Below are 23,788 nucleotides of genomic sequence, written 5' to 3'. Positions count from 1 at the left end.
AAATTCTCCTTAAATTCAATGAGCACTGTGTGCTATGAAAAGAACTAAAATGTTAAGACCGAAGAAAATCAATGTTGATAAAGCATCTGATAATGTCGCTAAAATTGGAGCAGACATAACAGCTGGGTCTTTTTTAAATTTAATAGCTACAAGAGGAATAATTGTTCCTAAGAATTTAGCAAAGATAACTACAAAAAATAGTGATAATGAGCTTGCTAAAATAACAAATGAAAGAACTCCTCAACTTGCTGTTTTACCATCACTTTCTCTAAATGATGGAATTGCAAAGTAAATATAAAGTCTGGCTACATTGACTACGAACATAATCGCCCCAATAATAGCACCAATGGACACTTCACGACCAACTACTTTTCAAATATCTTTAGTTGCAATTTCGCCTAAAGATGCTGCACGAGTAATTGTTGTGGAAGATTGAGAACCTGCGTTTCCGGCAGCCCCTGAAATAATAGGAATAAGTCCAACTAAGATAGCAGAAGAAATTGCAACATTAATTCCATTAACAAATCCTTCTGAAACGTCAGTGAATTTTTGAATAATAAATTGAGATAAAGTAGCTGAAATCATTAAGATAATTAATCATAAAACACGAGATTTAACAATTTGCATGATTGTTGTTTTAAGATAACTTTCTTCAGCAGCTTCAGGGTTAATCCCGGCAAGCTTATACATATCCTCTGTTGCTGAATCTTGAATAACATCAATAACATCGTCAGCTGTAATCATACCGATAAGGTATCCATCAGCTGTAGTTACCGGAAGTGTTGATCTATCGTGGTCAGCAAATATGTTAGCTGCATTTTCTTTTTTATCATTTGGATGAACTGTTGTAACAACGTTATAAAGTTCATCTAAAGTTTCTTTTTCATCATCTGCAAAGACTAATTCTTCAAGTGTGATGTCACCAAGTAATTTCTTTTGGTCATCTACAACATAGAAGTTATGTGTAAGTTCAATGTTGCTTCTATAGTCTTTTTTGATTTTTGAAATAGCTTTTTTAACTGTTCAATCAGATTTAAGAACAGACATATCAACGCTCATAATACTTCCGATGCTATCGTCATCGTAAGATAAAATGTTATTTAATTTTTGTCTTTTTTCTGCATCTGTTTTAGACAAAATGTATTTTGTAATGTTAGCTGGTAATTCTTCAAGAACGTCAGCTAACTCGTCAGTTTGAAGTTCTTGTAAAACTTCCATACCTCAATCTTGAGTGAATGATTGAGCTAAATTAACTTTTGTATCATCATCTAAATAAGCAAAAACGTCAGCAGCATCTTCAGTTTTAAGCACCCTTAAAATGTAAAGTTGCTCATTGATTGTTAATTCACCAAGTGCCTCAGCAAAGTCTGCAAGAGGATATTTTTCAAGCAACAATCTAACGTCTTTAATTTTTTTAGCAGCAATGAGAGTTCTTAAATTTTGTATTAACTCTAATTTTTGTTCTTCTGTGAAGTTCATATTACTCACTTAAGTACTTAATTAAATCTTCTTGGAAATGATCTAATTCAGTATCTATCATTGCTCCGTTTTTGATGATTTTAATTTGTCCATTTTCTTCCGAAACTACAATTGTAGTTGCATCTGATTGTTCAGAAATTCCTAAAGCAGCTCTATGTCTTGAGCCATAATTAGCTTCAAAACTTCTTTTTGTGATTTTGTAAAATGTAGCTGCATAGTAGATTTTGTTATCTCTAATAACCACTGCACCATCGTGCAATGGAGATGTTTTATTAAAAATCGAAATAAGCAAACTGCTTGAAATATTTGCATTAACAACAACACCATCAGTTCTTAAGTTATCAATGTTGTCATTGTTTTCAATCGTAATAAGAGCACCAATTTTGTTTTTTGATAAATAATCAACTGTTTCTCTTAATTGGTTAATTAAACGAATTTGACTACTTTTTCCTAATTTTTCATATTTTGATTTTCTGATTTTATTTCCAACAAATGTAGAAATCATTGGTTTTAAGAAGTAACCTAAAAGCCCTAGGATTGCTATAAAAGTTAAGCAACCTATAACTAATGAAATGATTGCAACAACATTCATTATGCGCCTTTAACAAAATATGCGATTAGGATGATTAGCACCATTACAAGTAATGTGAAAGCTATTCCAAGAATGTTAAAAGTTAAATCTTTTTTGTATCAAGGAAGAGCTTTTTGTGATTTTTTGTGTTCTAATGCTTCTTTTTCTGCTTGTGCTTTAACACGAGCGTTATTTATCTCATTTTTTCTAAATTCAACTAAGTCAATGAATTTTCTTTTTTCTTTAGTTTTCTTATCCATATTGACTCCTTTTGTATATTTACTTTTTTAATTTATATAATTTTAAATTGTTTTTTTTAAAAATAAAATTTTTAAACTAGTTAAATAAGCATTGCAGAAAGTGGTTTTAGTTAATTGACAAATTAATTTTTGATTTTGATATCAGCTAAATTAGTTAATTTTAAATTATGCAATTACAAAAATTGCATAAAAAAACAGTTTTTTAGAACTGTGAAAAATTAGCATAATTTTGTGATTAAAATATTCTTCAAAGACATCAATTATTTTAATTAAATCATACCTTTGTTTTTGAATCATCTACTTCGTTTTCGTTTGGAATATTGAAGTAGTTTAATAATTCTATAGAAGGATTTTCTTTTGATGCATCTGCAGCATCTTCTTCAACTTTAAGAATTTCTGTATCTTGAGTTTGTAACTTGATTTCTTGTTCAATAATACCTTGGACATCTTCAAGAATAATTGTGTCTTCTTTGATGTCTTCTAGCTCATTGATTTGTTCTATAACTTCAAATTTTTCTTCTTGCACATAGATGTTTTTGTCAACTTGCTCATCTTCGCCTGAACCAATTACAGTGATTTTGAAAAATCCTGCATTGTGTGGTGTATTGATAATTTCTTGACCTATTTTGATAGCTTCTGATTCATTAGCTTCATCGATGTTTAGTTTTTTGTAAACACCCATAATTGCTTCTTGAATTTGAGCTGATGTCGTATTTTGGTCATATTGCAAGTTAATTAATAATCTTGAAGGTGCAAATAATGGATAATCATAATAGTTTGGCTCAAAAAGCTTGTTAAGTGCTTTTGAAACTTTTGATTCTCCTGAACCTTGTGTAACGTTAATGATTGATTTACCTGAATTTGTCAATGCATTTTTAAAATCAGCAAAGTCAATGTTGATAAATCCTACTTTGTTTAAAATGCTATTAATTGCGACTACAATATTTTTTAAACTTACGTTAGCTAATCTGTATAAGTCTGCACTCGGAACTGATGGGTTCAATTCCGAAATTTTTTGGTTTGATAAAACTAAATATGCGTCTGTATTTTGTTTAAGATTTTCAATACCATTTGTAGCTATTTTATTTCTTGCTTTACCTTCATATGTGAATGGTGTAGAAACGATACCTAATACTAATGCACCTTGCTCCTTGGCAATTTTGGCAATTAACGGTGCTGCTCCAGTACCTGTTCCTCCACCAAATCCGGCAGTTACTATTACAATTTTTGAACCGCTTAATTTTTCTTTAATATCTTCAATACTTTCTTTAGCAAGTTCTAATCCAAGTTCTGGATTTGAACCAGCACCAAAACCATTGTTACTTTTTCCAAGAGTTAATTTATTTTCACATTTACTGTATTCTAATGCTTGAGAATCTGTGTTTGCAGCTATGTAATTGATGTTTGGCAAATTTTCATCAATCATCATATTTACTGCATTATTTCCTGCACCACCAACGCCAATGATGGTAATTTTAAAGTTCTCTCATTTTTTATATGGACTATTTTGGGTTAATTGATCCATTTTTTAACTCCTTATTTATGGTTAAAAAGGTTTGTAAAAATTCTTGCAAAGATATTTCTTTTTGATCTTGAATAATCTATTCTACTAATAATAGTGTTGTTTTGATCTTTTTCAATAAGCATATTGTTACTTTGTAAAATAGCTTGCTGAATTAATTTGTTTTCTAAAGTAAATAAAGTAAAAACGTTGTCAGCTAATAAATTTTGAACACGTAGCTGATTGAAATTGTTGCTAAATGATTCTTTTAAATCATTTGCGATAAATTCATTTTCTGAATTTACAATTAAGCTTTTTAAATTTGATAAATCTAAATGTTTTCTATTTAGATTGTAAAAATCTAAAACTAAGTTTGATAAGCGTTTTTTAAATTCATTGTATTTTGCTACAACAAATTTGTAAACTTCAGCATCTTCATCAAATCCATTTGAAAATTCATCTAATCTTGTGTGGTAATCAATCATATTGGCAACTAGTTGATTATTTACCTTAAGATGATTTGCTAATTTATTAACTAAGTAATTTAATGAAATATTGTCATATTTTTTGTAGTTGAAAATTTTTCCATTTTTAACTACAAAAAGTGATAAATAATTTTTGTTTAAGTCTACAGCGATGCTTTGAACAGCTGTATCTGTAATTTTACTTGCAACTAATTGTGACTTAAGATAGAAAGTAACTGTTAAGTTTGTTTCTGAATAAGGTTTAGTGAACATTTCTTTTAATGTTTCTAAGTTTGTTCTATCTAAACCTGTGTCAAATAATGAAAATACTTGACTAATTTTTGTGTACTCTCTATCTGTAGGTACATTTGCATATTCTTTGTTAATATCACCTTTAACTGTTGTTCAGTTAATTGTTGGTGAAGAGATGAAATTCTCTAAGTTTGAGAATTTAATGTGTTTTTGCATTAAGTTTTCAAGTGATTTTTCAACCTCTGAAGAGTTAATTAGATTGTTGTTATTATCTAATTGGTTGATAAATCTTGAAAATGATAAGTTTTCAAATAAATTGTCATCAAAAATTACATTTAACTCTAGCTCACTATCATTTACAACTGTTTTTGTTGCTACAGCAGCTTGCTGATATCATGCGTCAAAAGTTATAATGTCAAATGAGTTATATTCTGAAGTACGACTTAAAACATTGAAGTAATTATCATTTTGATATTTAACAAGTACAAATTCTGCATTTGTATCTGTTATATGATAGTTTGCTATGTACTTGCTCATAATTACTCCTTTATTTTAATTTTTTAATAATTCTTAGTTTTGCACTTCTTGATCTATTGTTTTCTTCAATTTCTTGTTTAGAAGCTTTGATTGATTTAGTTATAAATTCTTTTTGTTCTTGAATTGGCATTTTTGATGGTATTTTAGATTTGGTAACTTCTGCAAATGCATTTTTTACCATTTTATCTTCAATAGAATGGAATGTAATAATGCTTAAAGTTCCATTTGTATCTAACATACCAAGTGCATTTTCAAGTAATTGTTTTAATGAATCAAGTTCATTGTTAACTTCAATTCTGATTGCTTGAAAAATTGCTTTAGCTGGATTTTTTTCTCTAAGTAATGCAGCTGGATATGCACTTTTTATGACATTAACTAACTCTAATGTAGTATTAATTGGACGATTATTACGAATGGCCTTCGCAACTTTTTTATTAAGTTTTACATCAGCGTATTTTCATAATATATCAGCCAATTTATCTTCATCATAGTAGTTAACTACATAATAAGCATCAAGTTCTTGCGCTTGATTCATACGCATATCAAGTTTTGCATCCTTGTTATATGAGAATCCACGTTCTGCTTGATCAATTTGTGGTGATGAAATTCCTAAGTCAGCAATAATTCCATTGACTTTAAAGATATTTTGTTCATGTAATTTTGAAACAAAATCTTTAAAGTCACTTTTAATAAGTGTGAAATTATTACTTATTTTTTCAAGTCTTGCTTTTGATTGTTCTAAAGCATAATCATCTTTATCAAAAGCATATAAGTGACCTGTTGTAAGTTTTTTTAATATCTCTGATGAGTGACCACCCATTCCTACAGTTAAATCAACATAAATTCCATCTGGTTTTATATCCAGTGAATCTACTGTTTCGTTTAATAGAACTGAATAATGTAATTTACTTTGTTCCATGACCTGAAAGAGTTTGAGCGATATTTGCTATATCATCAAGAGAGTATTGATTGTTGAATTCATCGTATTTTTCTTTTGATCATAGTTCAGCAATTGAACCTACACCAATGAAAATAACTTCTTTTTTGATGGATAGTTTGTCAATGATAATTTTTGGTAATGAGATACGGTTTTGATTATCAAGGTCGATTTCGTAAGTGTTTCCTAAAATGTATCTTGCGAGAATACGTGCATTTCTATCAAAACGATTATTTTCTTCAATCATTCTGATGTAAGCTTTGTATTCTTCGATTGATCTAATTTCAGCATTACCATCAAAACCGATGGTAACAAAAACTTTCGAACCGAGTTCATCTCTGAAGACCGGTGGAATGACCACACGGTTCTTATCATCTATGTTTCTTGAGTATTCGCCGTACATAATTTACCACATCCTCCCACTATCCACCATAATTCTACACCAAATTACACAAGCATTTAAAAAATATTTATTTTTTTAGCAAAATTTTTTAGATTTTTCATAAATGTGAAAAATTCACAAAAATCAGACTTACTCAAAATCTGATTTTTGTGAATTTTTGATATTTTTTATGGAAAAAGTGCATTTTTTCCATTTTTTACTAATTTAATACATTAAATTAATTGAGACAAAATTGATGAAAATTAGTCAAAATTTGCAAATATTTAAACAATTAGTGAGAGGAATTTTAAGAAAAAAATATTTAGGTTAATAATAAGTTGTGATTTTCATGAAAAAATTGAAAAAATTCTGATAATTTGCTCGATTTTTCTCAATGAATTTAACTTGCTTTAAATGAATCATAAATAACTATTTGAAAAAAGTTTAAAAAGAAAGTTTAAGGTAAACTGGGACACGAAATATGGACAATCCATATTTCGTGTTTTTTGTATAGGAGAATATATGAGACAACTTAAACAGCATGAATGACTTGAACTTTTTTCAATTTATCATGATTATAAAAAAGGTTTAATTGCAAAAAATGATTTTGAAAATAAATTTCTTTCAATCAGAGGAATTAGCTTTTTTGATAAAAAATTCATAGAAGTGAAAAGATATTTTATTAGAAATTACAAAAGATATAATTTAGGTATGACTAATTTAGAATCTCAAACAGGCAAATCTTCTAAAAAAGGTAAAGGTGTAGGAAGGTCAAAAAAGAAAAATATAACCCCAATTGAAATTGTTAAAAAAGAATGAGAAAAAATGCCAAAAGAACAATTAATAGAACTTTTGGAAATTTACAAAGATTCTTTTGATAAAAATGGAATTGAAGTTGATATTTCTAAGATAAAAAAGTCTTCAATTTCTGTAAGAAGATTGGGTCTTTCATTTAACAAGTCTAAATCAACCATTCATAATTTAAAAACAAAAAATAAACAAAATAAAAATCTAAAATTTAATAATAAATATGATGAATTAGTAATTAAATCATTTAAACAAAATAAATGTTTATTTGGAAGAAAAAGACTTGAAAATTATATAAAAAGAGAATATCAAATAGCGCTTAATTATAGAACTATTGGTAGAATAATGAATAGATTAAATTTGTTTTGTTTAATTAGAAAAAAGAAAAAGGACAGAGAACAAAAAAATACAAATGTAAAATTTATTGATTTAGTAAATCGAGATTACAAAGGTCAAAAAAATCAAATTATTGCAACAGATGTAACATATATACAAGCCCCAAAAGATTGTGAAAACAATTTTGTTTTCTTGTCAGTTGCCATTGATCATAAAAGTAAATATATTGTTAATTACAATCTTTCAACAAGAAATGATCTTGAACTGGTTATACAACATATGTCAAAAATAAAATTAAATCAAAAATGAATTGCACATTCTGATCATGGATTTCAATATTCTTCAAAAAATTATGTAGAAACAATTCAAAAGAACAATGGAATGGTTTCAATGGGAAGGGTCGGAAATTCTTTGGATAATAGGGAAGCTGAATATTTCTTTTCAATTTTGAAATCTGAATGTTTAAAATTAATAGACATATCAAAAATTACATTTAAAGAACTTAAAAATTTAATTAATAATTTTATATTTTGATATAACACTGAAAGAATTCAATCTGTACTGAATTGAAAAACACCTCAAGAATCTTGAGTGTTATGACAAATTAAACTTTTGTCCAATTTTCGTGTCCTAGTTTAAAGGTGGTATTTTTTAATTTTTAATAAAAAACCTGCGCAATAAAATTGTGCAGGAATTTGAATTATTATTAATTTGATGGAGCAGTTATTTCGTTTGAAGATGAGTTTGTAGCTTGTTGCTTTTTACGTTCCTCTTCTTTTCTTTTTGCAACTAATTCATTGATTTTGTTATCTAAGTAATTATCTATTTGATGAACATATTCATTAGTTTCAAAATCGATTCTACCATCATAGTATGGAGTTAAATCAATCTCCTTAAGTGAAACTTTAGATAATTGAACACTCATTTCCCTATATGTATCTAAAGGTTTTTTGATGATGTTATCCTTGATCATATTTGTATGTTCACCATCTAACAACTCATTGAATTCATATGTCTTGTAGAATGAAGAATAAATTTTTCTAACAATATCATTAATTGAATAATTTACAACTGCAATCATATTTAAGTTGTAGTTCAGAATGAATTTAATCTTTTCAATCATAGGTGCATATTCAGCCTCTTTTGGATTATTAATTAATGAAGCTGAATATATATTAGCTTGTTTTAACAACATATTGTTGTATTCATTAAATTTTTCTTGTTCATCTTTCTTTTGTAAGTCTTTAAGAATTTTGTGTGAATATTTCTTTTGCTTAATTTCTTCATTAATTCGATCAAATTGAGCTTTGTTTTCAGGATTATTAGCAAAAACTGTATCAATGTTCTCTTGATTATTTAAAAATTTAGAAACAACATAAAGGTTATTTGCAATGTTATTGATTAACTCTGTTGATTTTGAACTTTCAATATTTGTATTTACATATTCATTTATTAAATCACTAACTTCAGTAACATAGTTTCATTCTCTTGGATTTATACCATAAATATATAAATAAAGTCCTAGAACAGGAAATTCATCAGATCTTGCCAAAGTTGGTTCTTTTCTAAAAAGATTTGCTTGTGTATTAACTTGATTAATTTTGGCTTTAATTGTAGCTGTTCATTTTTCATATTCAATAGCAGCGAATGTTTCACCCTCATCTCTTTTTTTAGCTAATCTGTCTTTAACAACTTTATATGAATCATTTGCATTTTGCACAGCTTTTAATAAGTAGAATAACTCAGTTTGGTTTTCATTATTTACTTTATTTTCAAGATATTTTGTAAGTTCATCAAATCTAGAAACTTGATATTCAAAGTCATCTACTGAACCACAAGAAACTGATGCAACAATAGGAAAAGCAACAACTGGAGTTGCTAATAATGATAAAAATAATTTATTTCTCTTTTTTAACATAATTTTAAATTGTATATTATTTGAAATTTAATTTAAATAAATTAAAGTTTTGATTGCTAATATTAAAAATATGATTTAAGTAAAATAAAATAGATAAATAAAATTAAAAAAGGAATAAAATATAAGCATATTTCATTATTACAGTTTTTTATATAAGGAGATTAAATATGGCTAAATTTAAACGTGTTTTTATGATTGTTACAGATGGTTTAGGAATCGGACCAGATAAAGATCAAAAACGTTTTGGAGATGATGGTGCAAACTCAATTAGATCTGCATCAATGGTTGATGAATTTAAAATTGACACTTGAAGAAAATTAGGTATTGGAAACATTACAGATTTAAATGGTGACTACAGACAAAAAAACCAAATGGGTTATGTTGCTAAAATCCAAGAAGTTTCAAATGCTAAAGATACATTAGCAGGACACTGAGAAATGATGGGAATTAAAACATTAGTTCCATTCCCTACATTTGCAGAAAACGGATTCCCACAAGAATTAATCGACGAATTATCAAAAGCATTTGATGGACGTCCAATTGTCGGAAACAAAGCTGCATCAGGAACAGATATTATTAATGAATTAGCACATGAAGAAAAAGAACGTGGAGCAATCATTGTTTATACATCAAATGACTCAGTTCTTCAAATTTGTGCTCATGAAGAATGAACAGGTTTAGATAACTTATACAAATATGCAAAAGCTGCACGTGAAATTTGTTCATCACGTCCAGAATGAAACGTAGGTAGAATCATTGCTCGTCCATACATTGGAGAAGAGGGTAACTACACAAGAACATTCAACAGACATGACTATGCAAACCAACCACGTGAAATGATTTTAAATGAATTACAAAAAGCAGGTGTTGAAGTTATTTCTATCGGTAAAATTAACGACATTTTCGTTGGACAAGGTATCTCAAGACACATTCCATCTGGTTCAGATGAAAAAGGAATGGATGCTACAATTGAATTAGCTATGCAAGATGGAGAAAATCAATTTATCTTCACAAACTTAGTTCAATTCGACTCACACTTTGGACACAGAAGAAATGTTCGTGGATACGCACAAAACATTGCTGACTTAGACGTTAAATTAGGAAAATTAATCAACGTTCTTAAAGAAGATGATTTATTAATCATGACAAGTGACCACGGAAACGACCCTCTTTACCCTGGATTCAACCACACAAGAGAATACTTACCACTTACAGTTTACTCTAAATCATTCAAATCACCAAAAGTGTTACCAGTTCTTGAAGGGTTAGGAACAACAGGAAACATTGTTGCTAGAAACTTTGGTGTTGATATTGTTACTGAAACAGGTGAAGATATTTTCGACAAATTAGTATAGTATTTATTCAACTCATCAAGCTTATGCTTGATGTTTTTTTGTTTCAAAATTTATCTAAATTACAACTAAATGTGTAAATTTTTCACACTAAATTGCAGTTTTTATGTTTTTCTTTCCATTTTTTTTTTTTTTTTAAAATAAGGGTTAGAAAGGGTGAAATTATTTAGTTCATAAGACCAAAAAATTCACAAGAATATAACATTCCATTCTCCACAACTCAATTATTCATTTTGTTTAGATTTAAAAAACTGATTTTCATTAAACACCCATCTAATTAATTAATCTATCAATTATTAATTATTAAAGTTAATCTCAACTAATTGAATATAAATATTTTTCTAAGTTTCACAAGTAATCAATTGAGCTAAAATAATTTCATTCTTTCTAAATGTCAATATTTAAATTTAAAAATTACACAAAAGGATTAAAAATAAATATGCAAAAGAAATTTTTATCATTGCCTATATTAGTATTATCAATTTTAAATAGCATTTTAATCTTTGTTTTAATCGGATTAGCTGCAGCAGCAGCGGTAGCCGCAGGTGCAGCAACTAGTGTTGGTGCTGATGCAGCCGCTGCTGGAGTTGTTGGTGCCGGTGTAGGTACGATTCTTGTTTCACTTTTAATGAGTGGAGTTAGTTTAGCTGTATTTATTATGCAAATCATTGCTACTATTAGAATTAAGAGCGAAAATACAACAATTATGGTTTTATATATCGTTGGATTTTTCTTCCCAATTTGTACTATAATTGCAGCAAGTATGGCTATTTACAAAAAATTATACTAATATTAAATTTATAAAATCAAATATAAAAATAGAGAATAATACAAAAGTTCTCTATTTTTTAATCTAACTGTTTTCAAAGTTAGAAAATCCAAAATTAAAAACTAAGGAATTGATTCAAATTGGCGCAATTCATCGCAGAAAATGTAAATTTTTCACATTTTTTCACATTAAATCAAAGTTTTTGAACTTTTTCTTTTCTTTTTTTTTTTTTTTTTTTTTAGAATAAGAAGCGGGAGGAATAAAACTATTAAAAAATAATATCCTAATATGTATCATAATACCAAGATTTTTTCATTTTATTAATTACAGTAAATTACCATTTATCTTTGTTAATATTTCATTGATTAATTTTTATAATGATAGTGCTATCTTACAATAACAGTAATTAAAAAATAACAACTTCATTATAAATTGCATAATGTAATGTTTAAAAAAGTTACTTCTAACACACAATAATCAGTGATTTCTCTCACTTGTGTATGATTGTTAAATTCAATATTTAATTATAACTTAAAGATAGATGCATGTGATTTAGTTCAATGTTTTAAATAGTTCAATAACAAACAATTATTTTTACTCCTTCCAAATCTAAAAGTTTTGATTTAAGCAAACTTTATAAAAAGGATTACTTCAATATGCAAAAGAAATTTTTATCAGTTCCAATATTAGTTTTATCAATTTTAACAATGGTATTTGTTTCAATATATTTTATAGCGGCTTTTTCAATGCCATTATTATTAAACGAAGTTTCTAAAGATAAAGAAGAGGTAGCAATCATTGCCGTAATTATCAGCATCATAAGTCTTATGCCTGCTATTGGATTAGGGTTTGCTCTATTTATTACATGCATTGTGGGTGCAGTTAGAATCTCTAAATTTAATAAAGCTACAATGACCTTATATATTATAGGCCTATGTTTACCGGCACTCTTAATACTTCTTTCTTTCATCAGTTCAATTATAGCCATCGCTAAAAAACAATATTAATATAAAAATTTATAAACTTAATATCAAAAATTGAGAACAATAAAATGTTCTCTATTTTTGTTTCATTTTTTTCTATAAATGATCTGATTATTATTAATGAATTAGAATGTTGCGAATTTTTCTATGTTTTATATATGAAATTTTAACCATTTTGTAAATAACAAAAATACTTATGACTTAACCTTGCATTTACTAATATAGAAAAAAACAGTATATAAATTCAAAGATGATACTACTATTGCTATGACAATTGATTATTTAATTAACAAAGCCTAAATTTTGCATCAAAAAGAAAAACAGTTACTGATTTTATAGTAAGGATAATACCAACATTTAGATTTACAAAAGATGTAGATGTATCAACTAAAATTAACCCAGAAGATATTAATATAGATACAGATATTTCAATTTATTGAAGTAATTATTCATTACCAGAAGTTCAAAAATTCTACAATATCTCATATAAAGCTACAAAAGAAGACATAGATGGAGATGCTGAAAATACATTTTATATCTATACAAAGCCTACATCTAAAGAAGATGCAAGACTAAAACTTGTACTAATACCCACCACAGTAATTAGTGATTATGTGGAATAACACTATATTAAAAAAGAGAAACAAAAATAGAGTGTAAGAATTGTACATTATTGTCGAATTGTAAAGTAAGTCAAAAATAAGGTTTGCTTCTTTTTTAATCTAGTTTTTTACTTAATGTACAAAATACATCAAAAACAATTGAAATTCATCTATTTTTTCTTTTATCGCTTAATGCAATTCTCAAAAAAACACCACATATAAATTTGTGATGTTTAAGATACTGTTAACGTCTAATTCAATCTACTTTTTGAGATTTTTTAGTTGCAAATTTAATTCTCAATGCTTTCACTCATAAATAGCCGATTGATGGAGTTAAAACAAATCCGACTCCAAAAATAACAAAGTTTAACAGACACACAATCGCTACATTTCCACCTTTATAAAATAAAGGTTCACGGAAGTTTAAGAAACCATATATAGTCATATCAAGTTCTTTTGTCAATCTATTTACATTCTTAAGCTTAACATCTTTAAATTGATCATAAATTGGTGTTGACATGAAGAATGTGATTAAAGCAAAGAAGTAGTAACCTAACATTGTTATAACACTTAAATAAACAGTTTTCTTTGAAATTTGAATTTCTTTACTATTTATGATTAAAATCACAAATCCTAAAATTGGTGACACTGCGTGAATTATGAATGTGTTAAAAAAGTAAAGTGGTTTAAATTCTTTTAATTCAGGCACAAAGATTAATGTTCAATATATTAAGAATGTAATTGAAATGTAAATAATTGACAAGAAGAAAGTTTGTTGTACTTTATGATTTTTCATTTTTAATGCAAATATAACTGCAGATATTGCTAAAAATGTATTACTAAGTCACGTAAATGTTAAATTAACTCTTCAAAATGATTGAAGCATTTTGTAACCGTGAATACTTGATCTATTTAGGATTTCAGATTTAGCTTCATCTGATAAAGTTGTTAATTCTTGTGAAATTCTTGTTGAAGTTAAATGTCAGTTTATTAGCGTTGCTAATATGACAACAAATACAATACCAATTGCTAAAAACAATGATATTTTTTGTCTTGTTGTTAGAGAGGAAAAATTCTCTTTTGTTGTTTTAATTATTTTCATAGTATCATTATATAAAAATAAGAAAGACAACTAGATTTATTTTGTTTTTCTTATGATCTTAATTTGATAAATAAAATTAAATTTTTATTCTTTGAATTAACAAAAATAATGTAAAATAGTTTTAGCGTGGTCGCGTAGCTCAGCTGGATAGAGCACGAGCCTTCTAAGCTTGTGGTCGGAGGTTCGAATCCTCTCGTGATCGCCATTTTTTTTATACCTTTTTTGACCCTTATAAATAATTGAAGATATAAAAATTAAAAATATATATAATGTATGCATTATATATAGGACAAATTAATGAAAGGAGTAAGTTATGTATAAGATGTTTAAAATTTTGCCATTTAACATTAAAATGAGATTTTTCATTGGTATCATCATTGTTATTTTAAATGTTGCTTGCACAATGATTTTGCCAATTGTGCTTAGTCAATTCTTACCTTTACTTACAAAAGGTAGTCAAGAAACATACATGATTACAATTTTTAAGAACTTACAATTGTATAAATCATCAAGCTGAACTAATGCATTTGTATTCTTATTAATTTCAATCTTAGTATTACTTGCACTTACAGCAATAACTGCTATAGCTTCAACTATGATAATCATCGGAGCTGGCGAGAGAGCTTCGAACTTTTATAGAAATGCTTTATTTGCTAAATATCAAAAACTTAGTCTTAAAGATATTTCTAATTTAACAACCGAAAGTTTAATAACAAGAATTAATGATGATGTTGCTGTATTTTGAGATTTCTTAGTGGGTGCATCAACATCACTTGTTAAAGCGCCATTATTTATCATTGTTGGATTAGTATTTGCTTTTGCAACAGATTTAGAATTCACTTACTCGATTTTAGCAGTTATACCTTTACTTCTTTTTATTATGGTATTTATATTCATTAAGGTAAACCCTAAGCTTAAACAAAACAGAAAAAATCTTGATGCAATTACAAAAGAAGTTGACGAAACTGTAAATGGTGCTAGATTTATAAAAGCAAATAATTTACAAGAACAACAAAAAAGAAAATTCAATCACGCTAATAATCAATGAGTAAAAACTGAAAAGAATATTTTTAAATTCTTTGCAATCGGAACACCTGCATTCTTTGGGATTGTTAACTTTATTGTTGTCTTAATTTACGCAATAGGAAAAGTTAAATTAGATCAAAATCCAAGCATTAATGGTGAGTTTATCGCAAAGATTAATGTGTTCATCGAATATGAATTTGTTATAGCTGGTGGAATTATTTTATTCTCACAATTCTTAGGTTCTATGTTTAGAGCAAAAATTAGTTCAGGTAGAATTGTTCAAGTCTTAGATGCTAAATATGATGATTTATTTGTTCCAAATGGAAAAATAATTTCACAAACTAATGATGCAACAGATTATTCTGTTGAATTTAAAAATGTTAACTTCAAATACTTTGATACAGCTGAAGATTATGCAATTAAAAACATTAACTTCAAAATTCCAGGTGGTAAAACTTTAGGAATTATCGGACCAACTGGTTCAGGTAAAAGTACAATTGTTAACTTACTTGTTAACAATATGAAATACACTCAAGAAAACGGAAATATCTTAATTAATGGTATTGAAGTCAGGGACATCAACACACATAACTTACACAAGAATGTAGCTATTGTTTACCAAGATGCACTTTTATATTCAGGAACAATTAAATCAAACGTTTTATTCGCTAAACCTAATGCAACTAATGAAGAACTTCAAAAAGCTCTTGTAGCATCTTGTGCAAGAAACTTTATTCAGACATTCGAGGATAGAGAAAATCACAAAGTCGAACAAAAAGGTAAAAACTTAAGTGGTGGTCAAAAGCAAAGAATCTCAATTGCAAGAAGTTTGATTATTGACCCTAAAATCTTAATTTTAGATGACTCAACTTCTGCTCTTGATAACTTAACCACAAAGCAACTTATTAAAAATATTAAAGAAAATTACTCTTGTACAACAATTATTATTTCTCAGAAAATTAACTCAATCAAACATGCTGATAATATTTTAGTTCTTGAAGATGGAAAAATTCTTGACCAAGGAACTCACGAACAATTACTTAAATCTTGTCAATGATATAAAGATGTAGCAACTAACCAATTAGATCAATAGAAAGGAGAAGTAAATATGTCTGATTTAAGCGATGAACAAAAAGAAATAGCTCAAGATTTACAAGCTAATGAGCAAGTTAAAGTGTTTAAAACACTTAAACAATTACTTTCGTACTTTTGCAGAAGTAAAGAAATATTATTTGTTGCTCTTTTATTTTCATTACTCAACTCTATTTTCTATATCATTGGTAGTTTCTTAATCGGAATAATCGTACAAATCTTCTTTGAACCTTACCTTAATTCACAAATAACTTACCCTGATAAATTTAATTTAACTAACTTTATATTAATGCTATCTGCACTTACACTTACTTTTATCTTGTACGGTATTTGTAGATATGTAGAACAAAGGTTATATATCAAACTATCTTTTGAAGCTGGTGCAACACTTAGAAAAGAACTGCTTGAAAAGATATTAAAAATGCCTGTTAGTTTTTATGATAAAAACAAAACAGGAGACTTGATATCAACTTTAATTGTTGATGTTAACAATACAGCTAACTCATTATTCCAAATGATGACGCAAGTTGTAACAAGTATATTCAACATTTGCATAACAATCATTGTACTTATGTTAGTTTCATCACTTCTTACATTAATTGTTTTACCTGTTACACTGATTTTATTTGGATTAGTTTTCTTACTAATTAAAAAATCACATCCTTACTTTGTTAAGGTGCAAAACTCATTTGGGAGACTTAACGCTTTTGTCGAAGAAATGTTAACAAATACAAAAGTAACTAACTCATTTGATAGACAAGCATATGTTTATAGTGAACTTGAAAAAATCACATACGATATTAGAAAAAGTGCTTACAAAGGTGATGTAATTGCTAAATCATTTGATATCTGATATACACTTATAGCAAACTTTGTTATCTTGCTTATCTCAGGTCTTGCTGCAATCTTTTATTTCAAACAAATACCTGTTTGAAACTTAATTGGACTTGGAGTTGACAAAAACGGAAATGCAACACCTGCATTTATTATCTTATTTATTTCCCTTAACTGAAACTTTATGGGACCGTTCCAAAACATCTTATCAAGTGCGTTTAATGCACAAATTGGAATTGCATCTTCATCAAGAATTTTCAAGCTTTTAGAAATTGCTGAACCTGATACATCAAATCAAACAATTGATATTAACTCAATTAAAGGACACGTTCAATTTGATAATGTATATTTCAAATACAATCCAGATAAGTTAGAATATCAACTAAAAGCAGCTTCATTCGATATCAAACCAGGTCAAGTTGTTGCAATTGTTGGTCCAACTGGTGCTGGTAAAACTACAATTATTTCTCTTTTATCCAAATATTATGATTACACTAAGGGTTCAATTAAAATTGATGGAAATGAACTTAGAAACATCAAAACAGATAAATTAAGAGATCATATGACAATTGTGCTTCAAGATTCATTCTTATTTAATGAATCAATTAAAGATAACCTTAAAATGACGAATCCAAATGCAACTGATGAACAAATCATTCAAGCTGCTGAAATGACACATGCTCATCATTTTATTATGAATATGCCTCAAGGTTATGATACAATGATCGAAAACAATGGTGCTAACTTATCACAAGGTCAAAGACAACTTCTTTCATTGACTAGAGCAATTCTTTCGAATAAAAACTTACTTATTTTAGATGAGGCCACTTCAAACATTGATTCAGCAACAGAACAAATTGTTCAAAAAGCTATGTGAGAGTTAATGAAAAATAAAACAACATTTGTTATTGCCCACCGTTTAAGCACAATTAAAAATGCTGATGTTATTATAGTTGTTAATAATGGACTTATTATTGAAAAAGGAACTCACAAAGAGTTATTAGATAAAAAAGGTTTCTACCATCAACTATATACATCACAATTTGAATTCGAAAATTAAGACAAATTCGCAAGCTAGAAGCTTGCTTTTTTTATGCTTTTTAAACATTGACTCTATTTCATTAATTTTTATAAAAGTAAGTAAAATACATAAATTTTCAATATCTAATCAGACTGAAGAATTCTGATATATATCACTTATAAGTTTCAACTACAATAAAGAACGGCCATATCTTTGATAAACTAGGACAAGTCTTATAGACAATTTATAAAAAATCAAAGCATCTCAAGATTGTTGAGGTGTTTTTCAATTTAACACAGATTGAAATCTTTCATTGTTATATCATTCGATGTAATCTTTAATAATGTTTTTAAGTTTATCAAAGCAAATTGTTTTGTAATTTACAAAGTTTAAACACTCAGATTTGATGTTTGAAAAGAAATATTCAACTTCCCTATTATCTAATGAATTCCCAACCCTACCCATAGATACATTACCATTGTTTTTGACAACTACATCGAGATATTTAGATGATGAATATTGAAATCCGTGATCTGAATGAAGAATTCAAGGTTTTTAAACTTGATATCCTTGATGTGCGAAATAACTAAATCTGTATCATTTCTTCTTGATAAGTTTCAATTCAAAATTTTCTTTGTTTTATGATGTATTGCAACTGAAAGATAAACGTGATTTTCATCTATATCATTTGGTGCTTTTATGTATGAAACATCTGTTGCAATAATATTATTTGTAATTCCATTGTAATCTCTATTTACAAGATCTTTAATCTTAACATTTGTATTCTTGATTTCTCTGACTTTACGCTTTGGCCTAACTACACAAATTAGATTTAATTTGTTCATTATTCTTCCTAATGTTCTGTAATTTATGTCTATTTTATATACTTTTAGTATATAAATGCTCAATCTTCAACGACCAAAACGACCTTTATTTTCATAAAAGGCCTTTTTGATAATTGAATGTAATTCTTCATTTTCAGACTTTTGAGAGACTTCTTTATCTAATTGCGAAATTTTCTTATAAAAAGTAGATTTTGGTATTCTCAAAAATATATAAATTGTTTATTTGTAACAGAAGATGATTTCTTGATTTTGCTTCAATCAATTTCCATTTTATTATCTCTGAAAATTTCAATCATAATTTTTATGAATTCATTCTTTTGCTCATCAGTCATTTCTTCAATCATTGAATCATCTGTTTCAATAGGTTTCTTTTTAGGTCTTCCAGAACCCTTCCCTTTTTTAGGAACCGTTCCTGTTTTTGAAAATATTACAGTTTCATCTTTTTGATATTCCTTAAATTTATTTCGAATTCTACGTCTAACATTTTCTTTAAAGTAATCCTTATTATATTTTTCTGAAATATAAGATGCAAATTTGTATTCATATTCATTTGTGTATTCTCAATCTTCTAGTCATTTGAATAGATCTAATCATTCATAATGTTTCAGTTGTTTAGCCATTTGTAAAATCCTTTCTCTTATTGTAAACAAAAAGTAGACAGTTTTTTTATTTTCTGTCTACTTTTCTTGTCCTAGTTTATGATATGGTTTTTTCTTATAAAAAAAATCACAAGCAAAAAGCTTGTGATTGAATCATAAACATGGAATGTTACAACTTCTTAATAAAGTTGAATGTTTTTTTGCACATTATTATCCGATTGCTACTTTTGAGCCAGCTGTATATACTAAAACATATTTTCTATCTGATCCTGGAACATCTCATTTATCTAATACAAAGATTGGAAGAATATGGCTTTGTGTTCCATCTAATGTAGAAGCATTTCAAATGAGATTATCATTTACATAAAGTTTAAGTCTTAAATCTCCATAGTAACTTGCATTAATTGGGAAGTAACCATTAAAATTGTAAGCTTTTGCAGTTTTTGAAAAGTCTCCTAAGTTATTTGAAATAACTGATGGTAATGTGTTTCCTGGAATACTTGGGTGTCAAGAACGTGAATTATCTAAATCAAATTCAAGTCTAATTTTGTCTCCAGTTTCAAAATCAATGTGTCTTGCTGTTGATGAGTCAATTAATTGTTCAAAGAATGCTCCACCAATGTTTGCAAAATCTCTTGTTGAAGAGTTTTTAGATGCAGTTGCGTTTAAAACAAATGTAAATGAGTTATCTTCTGTGAATGTTTTTGTGAAGACTGATGTATTTTTATCAATATTAAACTTATCACTTGTTATATTTGTTTTAACAAATGCTTGAAGCAATGCAACTCATAAAGCATTTTGATAATTAAATGCTGTACCGTCAGAAATCTTATAATTTCAAGCACCATTTGCATAGCTGTTAATTACATTATTTAATCAATTTTTATTCACATTATTTGTTCCATCTTGTAAAAATCTTTCTTTATATTTGATTTCATATTTTCTAGGGAATAATCAATAATCATCAAGTGAATTAGGAACAATGGTTGAAGCAGCAGGTGTTAAATCAGGAACTACACCTGTTTTAACTCAATAGTTTGCTATTGGGTTTTTATCTTCTTTAACAAATGTTGTTGCTAAATAAGGATAGTTTCCTTGATTATTTAAAATTTCTAATTTAAGAAGTCTCTCTTCATTATCATCGTGATTATATTCAAATGTAACAACTTCATTATCATAATCAATTGAACTTTTATCTAATCTAATGTAAGGATCATTATTGCGTCCTCTTAAGCGAGTTTTATATTGAAGTGTGATTAGACCTGAATCAAATAAAGGTTTTAAATCACGAATTGAAAGGGTTTGATATTTAGATGCGTTATCAATAGATAACAATTTAAATGATCCTTCAAATAGTTTTCTAGGACCAATTACATAATCTGCGTATCCATCATCAACATTATTTAGACAATTTAATACTAAATATGTCGCATATTGCATGTTTGTTGTTAAGTAATTTAGTAAATTACCTTTATCAATTCTTTCATCAATATTAGCTTTAATTTGATTAATTTCATCTAATCTAGAAATAAAGAATTCAACCTTATCTGTGTCGTGCTCAAATTTGTATGACAAGTTTTCTTTATCAACTAAGAAATCTTTTAAGTAGTACTTAGAATTATCTTGATTGTTAGAGATTTGAACAATTTGTTCAAATGCATCATTAACTTTTTCTGTTGCAATTGTATTAGCAACATTAAGAATATTTTCTACTTCATTTTTAAGAGTTTTTAATTCATCTAATGATTTATTTTCATAATCATCTAAAGTAGATAAATCAAAATTTGTAATTTGATCTGAGCCAAATAATGTTTCATTTTGTTTTACTTTATTTAATGAATTTAAATTTCCTCTTATGTATGCAACATAATCATCTTTACTTTCAGCAGATTGAGCAACATTAACAATTATGTTTGCGAATTTATCAAATTTATTTCACTCACCACTTAATTCAAATAAGTATTTAGAATCTAATTGATTTCTAATTAACTCAATTAAATTATCTTTTGTATCTTGAGCAGTGGCTTGAACATCAAAATTATCAACTTGATCACTTGTATTGTTTTGAACAATATTAATTAAAACTGTATAACTTTGTGGAGCTATAACTACATTAACTTCATTATTTTGAATTTGATCAATTGTTACTGATTGAATAACCTCTTTATTAGAATCGATTAAGACATATGAGTTAGGAACTAAATTACTTTCAATAATAATCGAATTTTCATCCATATTAATTTTTTGAGTAGTTGATGAAACTAAATTATTATCTAAATCTTTGAAATTAATTGTTATCGTTTTTCTATTTTCAATAATATCAAGATTTATTGATGTAGCTCAAGGTTCAATTCCTGAAACTGATTTAATTTTTACATCTGTAGGCAATTGTTGAGTAATAAGGTCTTTAACTTTTGTTTCATCATCTTGATAATTAACATCAATGTTAAAGTTATTAATATCTTGTCTATGTGATTCATTATTAGCTATCACAACTTGCACACTATAGTTTTGAGGTAAAATTTTAACATCAACAGTATCATTTTCAATTTGATTTATTGTTATGCTATCTACAACTTGTTTATTTGAATTTATTAATACATAACCATCTGGAATTAATAAATTTGAAACTGTAAATGAAGTTTCATCCATATTAATTTTTTGAGTTGTAATTTCTACAATATCGTTGTTTAAATCCTTAAAGTTAATTGTTATTGTTTTTCTATTTTCAACAATTTCAATTTGAATTTCTGAAGTTCAAGGAGTTACACCTGAAATTGATGAAACTTTAACGTCACTTGGTAATTTTTGTTTAATAAGTTCACTAATTCTTGCTTCATCATCTTGATAATTAACTTGAATTTCAAAATCTTGAATATCTTGTTTATGAGACTCGTTGTTGACTATTTTAACTTGTGCATTATAGTTTTTAGGAAGAACCAAAACATTAACTGAATTATCTACTATTTGCTCTATGACTTCACTTTCAATTACTTCTTTATTCGAATTAACTAAAACATAAGAATCAGGAACCATATTGCTGTAGACAGTTAATTGATTCTCATCCATATTTATTCTTTGTGTTGTTGTGCCGATAACAGAACCATTAGCATCAACAAAATTAATTGTTACAGTCTTTCTGTTTTCAACGATATTAACGTTAAATATCTCAATTCAAGGTTTAACATCACTAATTGAACTAACTTTCACATCTACAGGAAGATGTTGTTCTATTAATTCTTTGACCCTGGTTTCATCATCTTGATAGTTAACTAAAATATTAAAGTCAGAAATATCATCTCTATGAGAGTTATTTTGATCAATATGAACTCTAACTTCATAGTTTTTAGGGAGCACAGTTAAGTTAATAGTATTATTTGTAATTTCATTTACTGTAACACTATCTAAGATTTGTTTGTTTGAATCAACTAGAACATAATCATTAGGAACTAAATCTGAACTTATAACAATTGAATTTTCTTTAATAGGAATTTTTTCCTCTCTTTTTCCAATAACACCATGTGAATCATTAAAGTAAATTGTTATAGTTTTTCTATTTTCAACAATTTTAATTTGAATTTCTGAAGTTCAAGGAGTTACACCTGAAATTGATGAAAGTTTAACGTCACTTGGTAATTTTTGTTTAATAAGTTCACTAATTCTTGTTTCGTCATCTTGATAATTAACTTGAATTTCGAAATCTTTAATATCTTGTCAGTCATGGTCGAATTCATTTCTTGCTATTGAAACTTGTACATCATAATTTTTAGGTCATATTTTAATAAATTCATTTGATATTGGAGCTTCATCTCTTATCAACTTATCAACCACTCCCCCGTATTTATTCAATAAAACATAGTTTTCCGGATCAGGATTAGTGATTTCTCATTTACCATTGATTTTTTTTGCAATACTCTTAAGAGTTTCAGGTTCTTCATCCCTGGTATAAGCGTTTCTTAATATCACTTTTACAGTTTCTTCAGTTTTATTTGTGTATTTTAGACCAAAATACACAGCAGGTGCAGTTACTGCTCCAAGTACTCCTGTGAATGCTAAAAGTATAATAATCTTTTTATTTCTTTTTGAAGTTTTACTAGTCATAAATTTGTCCTTTTTATT

At 27.3% G+C, this 23,788-nt stretch carries 19 protein-coding genes and 1 tRNA gene; 6 read left to right on the top strand and 14 right to left on the bottom strand.

What is annotated here, in order from left to right:
- Positions 1-9 precede the first annotated feature (9 nt).
- The 7 genes from mgtE to NPA13_RS01390 form a co-directional block, all read right to left on the bottom strand.
- Complete coding sequence (gene mgtE / locus NPA13_RS01420; protein WP_257089645.1) at positions 10-1,479, bottom strand: magnesium transporter; 1,470 nt, start codon at positions 1,477-1,479, stop codon at positions 10-12.
- 1 nt (position 1,480) lies between these two features.
- Positions 1,481-2,071, bottom strand: coding sequence for a DNA integrity scanning protein DisA nucleotide-binding domain protein (locus NPA13_RS01415; protein WP_257089643.1), 591 nt, complete (start codon positions 2,069-2,071; stop codon positions 1,481-1,483).
- A complete protein-coding gene (locus NPA13_RS01410; RefSeq protein ID WP_257089641.1) occupies positions 2,071-2,310 on the bottom strand; it encodes a hypothetical protein in 240 nt (79 codons plus the stop codon). Before NPA13_RS01410 ends, NPA13_RS01415 begins: the two co-directional genes overlap by 1 nt.
- Positions 2,311-2,575: 265 nt before the next feature.
- Entirely contained in the window at positions 2,576-3,835 is a 1,260-nt protein-coding gene (locus NPA13_RS01405) for a cell division protein FtsZ (RefSeq protein ID WP_257089639.1), read from the bottom strand.
- A gap of 11 nt (positions 3,836-3,846) precedes the next feature.
- Complete coding sequence (locus NPA13_RS01400) at positions 3,847-5,064, bottom strand: MAG3720 family protein (RefSeq protein ID WP_257089637.1); 1,218 nt, start codon at positions 5,062-5,064, stop codon at positions 3,847-3,849.
- 10 nt (positions 5,065-5,074) lie between these two features.
- Entirely contained in the window at positions 5,075-5,983 is a 909-nt protein-coding gene (rsmH, locus tag NPA13_RS01395; protein WP_257089635.1) for a 16S rRNA (cytosine(1402)-N(4))-methyltransferase RsmH, read from the bottom strand.
- The gene (locus NPA13_RS01390; protein ID WP_257089633.1) at positions 5,970-6,404 is read right to left on the bottom strand and encodes a division/cell wall cluster transcriptional repressor MraZ; all 435 of its coding nucleotides are present in this window, start codon (positions 6,402-6,404) and stop codon (positions 5,970-5,972) included. Before NPA13_RS01390 ends, rsmH begins: the two co-directional genes overlap by 14 nt.
- A gap of 501 nt (positions 6,405-6,905) precedes the next feature.
- Between NPA13_RS01390 and NPA13_RS01385 the strand changes: the two genes are divergently transcribed.
- A complete protein-coding gene (locus tag NPA13_RS01385) occupies positions 6,906-8,165 on the top strand; it encodes an IS3 family transposase (RefSeq protein ID WP_257089632.1) in 1,260 nt (419 codons plus the stop codon).
- Between the two features lie 67 nt (positions 8,166-8,232).
- Here the strand turns inward: NPA13_RS01385 and NPA13_RS01380 are convergent, their stop codons facing one another.
- A complete protein-coding gene (locus NPA13_RS01380; RefSeq protein WP_257089630.1) occupies positions 8,233-9,444 on the bottom strand; it encodes a hypothetical protein in 1,212 nt (403 codons plus the stop codon).
- A 167-nt stretch (positions 9,445-9,611) separates the two neighbouring features.
- Here NPA13_RS01380 and NPA13_RS01375 point away from each other — a divergent pair, with 167 nt between their 5' ends.
- Entirely contained in the window at positions 9,612-10,799 is a 1,188-nt protein-coding gene (locus tag NPA13_RS01375; protein ID WP_257089628.1) for a phosphopentomutase, read from the top strand.
- A 436-nt stretch (positions 10,800-11,235) separates the two neighbouring features.
- On the top strand, positions 11,236-11,586 hold the full coding sequence (locus NPA13_RS01370) for a hypothetical protein (protein ID WP_257089626.1): 351 nt from the start codon (positions 11,236-11,238) through the stop codon (positions 11,584-11,586).
- 625 nt (positions 11,587-12,211) lie between these two features.
- On the opposite strand, the gene NPA13_RS01365 is transcribed toward NPA13_RS01370, so the two are convergent.
- Together NPA13_RS01365 and NPA13_RS01360 are read right to left on the bottom strand one after the other, a co-directional pair.
- On the bottom strand, positions 12,212-12,535 hold the full coding sequence (locus NPA13_RS01365; RefSeq protein ID WP_257089624.1) for a hypothetical protein: 324 nt from the start codon (positions 12,533-12,535) through the stop codon (positions 12,212-12,214).
- Between the two features lie 859 nt (positions 12,536-13,394).
- Positions 13,395-14,252 carry an MAGa3780 family membrane protein gene (locus NPA13_RS01360; RefSeq protein ID WP_257089622.1) on the bottom strand — a complete coding sequence of 286 codons (858 nt, stop codon included), beginning with the start codon at positions 14,250-14,252 and terminating at the stop codon, positions 13,395-13,397.
- Between the two features lie 128 nt (positions 14,253-14,380).
- Between NPA13_RS01360 and NPA13_RS01355 the strand changes: the two genes are divergently transcribed.
- The 3 genes from NPA13_RS01355 to NPA13_RS01345 all read left to right on the top strand — a co-directional run bounded on the left by NPA13_RS01355 (position 14,381) and on the right by NPA13_RS01345 (position 18,264).
- Positions 14,381-14,457, top strand: a tRNA-Arg gene (locus NPA13_RS01355).
- A 108-nt stretch (positions 14,458-14,565) separates the two neighbouring features.
- Positions 14,566-16,371, top strand: coding sequence for an ABC transporter ATP-binding protein (locus tag NPA13_RS01350; RefSeq protein ID WP_257089620.1), 1,806 nt, complete (start codon positions 14,566-14,568; stop codon positions 16,369-16,371).
- A gap of 15 nt (positions 16,372-16,386) precedes the next feature.
- Positions 16,387-18,264, top strand: a complete 1,878-nt coding sequence (locus NPA13_RS01345) for an ABC transporter ATP-binding protein (RefSeq protein WP_257089618.1) — start codon at positions 16,387-16,389, stop codon at positions 18,262-18,264.
- A gap of 150 nt (positions 18,265-18,414) precedes the next feature.
- Here the strand turns inward: NPA13_RS01345 and NPA13_RS01340 are convergent, their stop codons facing one another.
- From NPA13_RS01340 to NPA13_RS01325, 4 genes are all read right to left on the bottom strand, one after another.
- Positions 18,415-18,690 carry an IS3 family transposase gene (locus NPA13_RS01340; protein WP_257089616.1) on the bottom strand — a complete coding sequence of 92 codons (276 nt, stop codon included), beginning with the start codon at positions 18,688-18,690 and terminating at the stop codon, positions 18,415-18,417.
- 26 nt (positions 18,691-18,716) lie between these two features.
- The gene (locus tag NPA13_RS01335) at positions 18,717-19,070 is read right to left on the bottom strand and encodes a hypothetical protein (RefSeq protein WP_257089614.1); all 354 of its coding nucleotides are present in this window, start codon (positions 19,068-19,070) and stop codon (positions 18,717-18,719) included.
- Between the two features lie 158 nt (positions 19,071-19,228).
- Entirely contained in the window at positions 19,229-19,690 is a 462-nt protein-coding gene (locus NPA13_RS01330; RefSeq protein ID WP_257089612.1) for a hypothetical protein, read from the bottom strand.
- A 189-nt stretch (positions 19,691-19,879) separates the two neighbouring features.
- Positions 19,880-23,770: a hypothetical protein gene (locus NPA13_RS01325; protein WP_257089610.1), complete on the bottom strand. Its 3,891-nt coding sequence runs from the start codon at positions 23,768-23,770 to the stop codon at positions 19,880-19,882.
- Positions 23,771-23,788: the final 18 nt, after the last annotated feature.

Origin of the sequence: Mycoplasma sp. 2045, assembly GCF_024582715.1 — a bacterium.
Classification (GTDB): Bacteria; Bacillota_I; Bacilli_A; order Mycoplasmatales; family Metamycoplasmataceae; genus Mycoplasmopsis.
The sequence above is the reverse complement of the archived record's forward strand: the minus strand, read 5'-3'. Positions and strand labels throughout refer to the sequence as shown.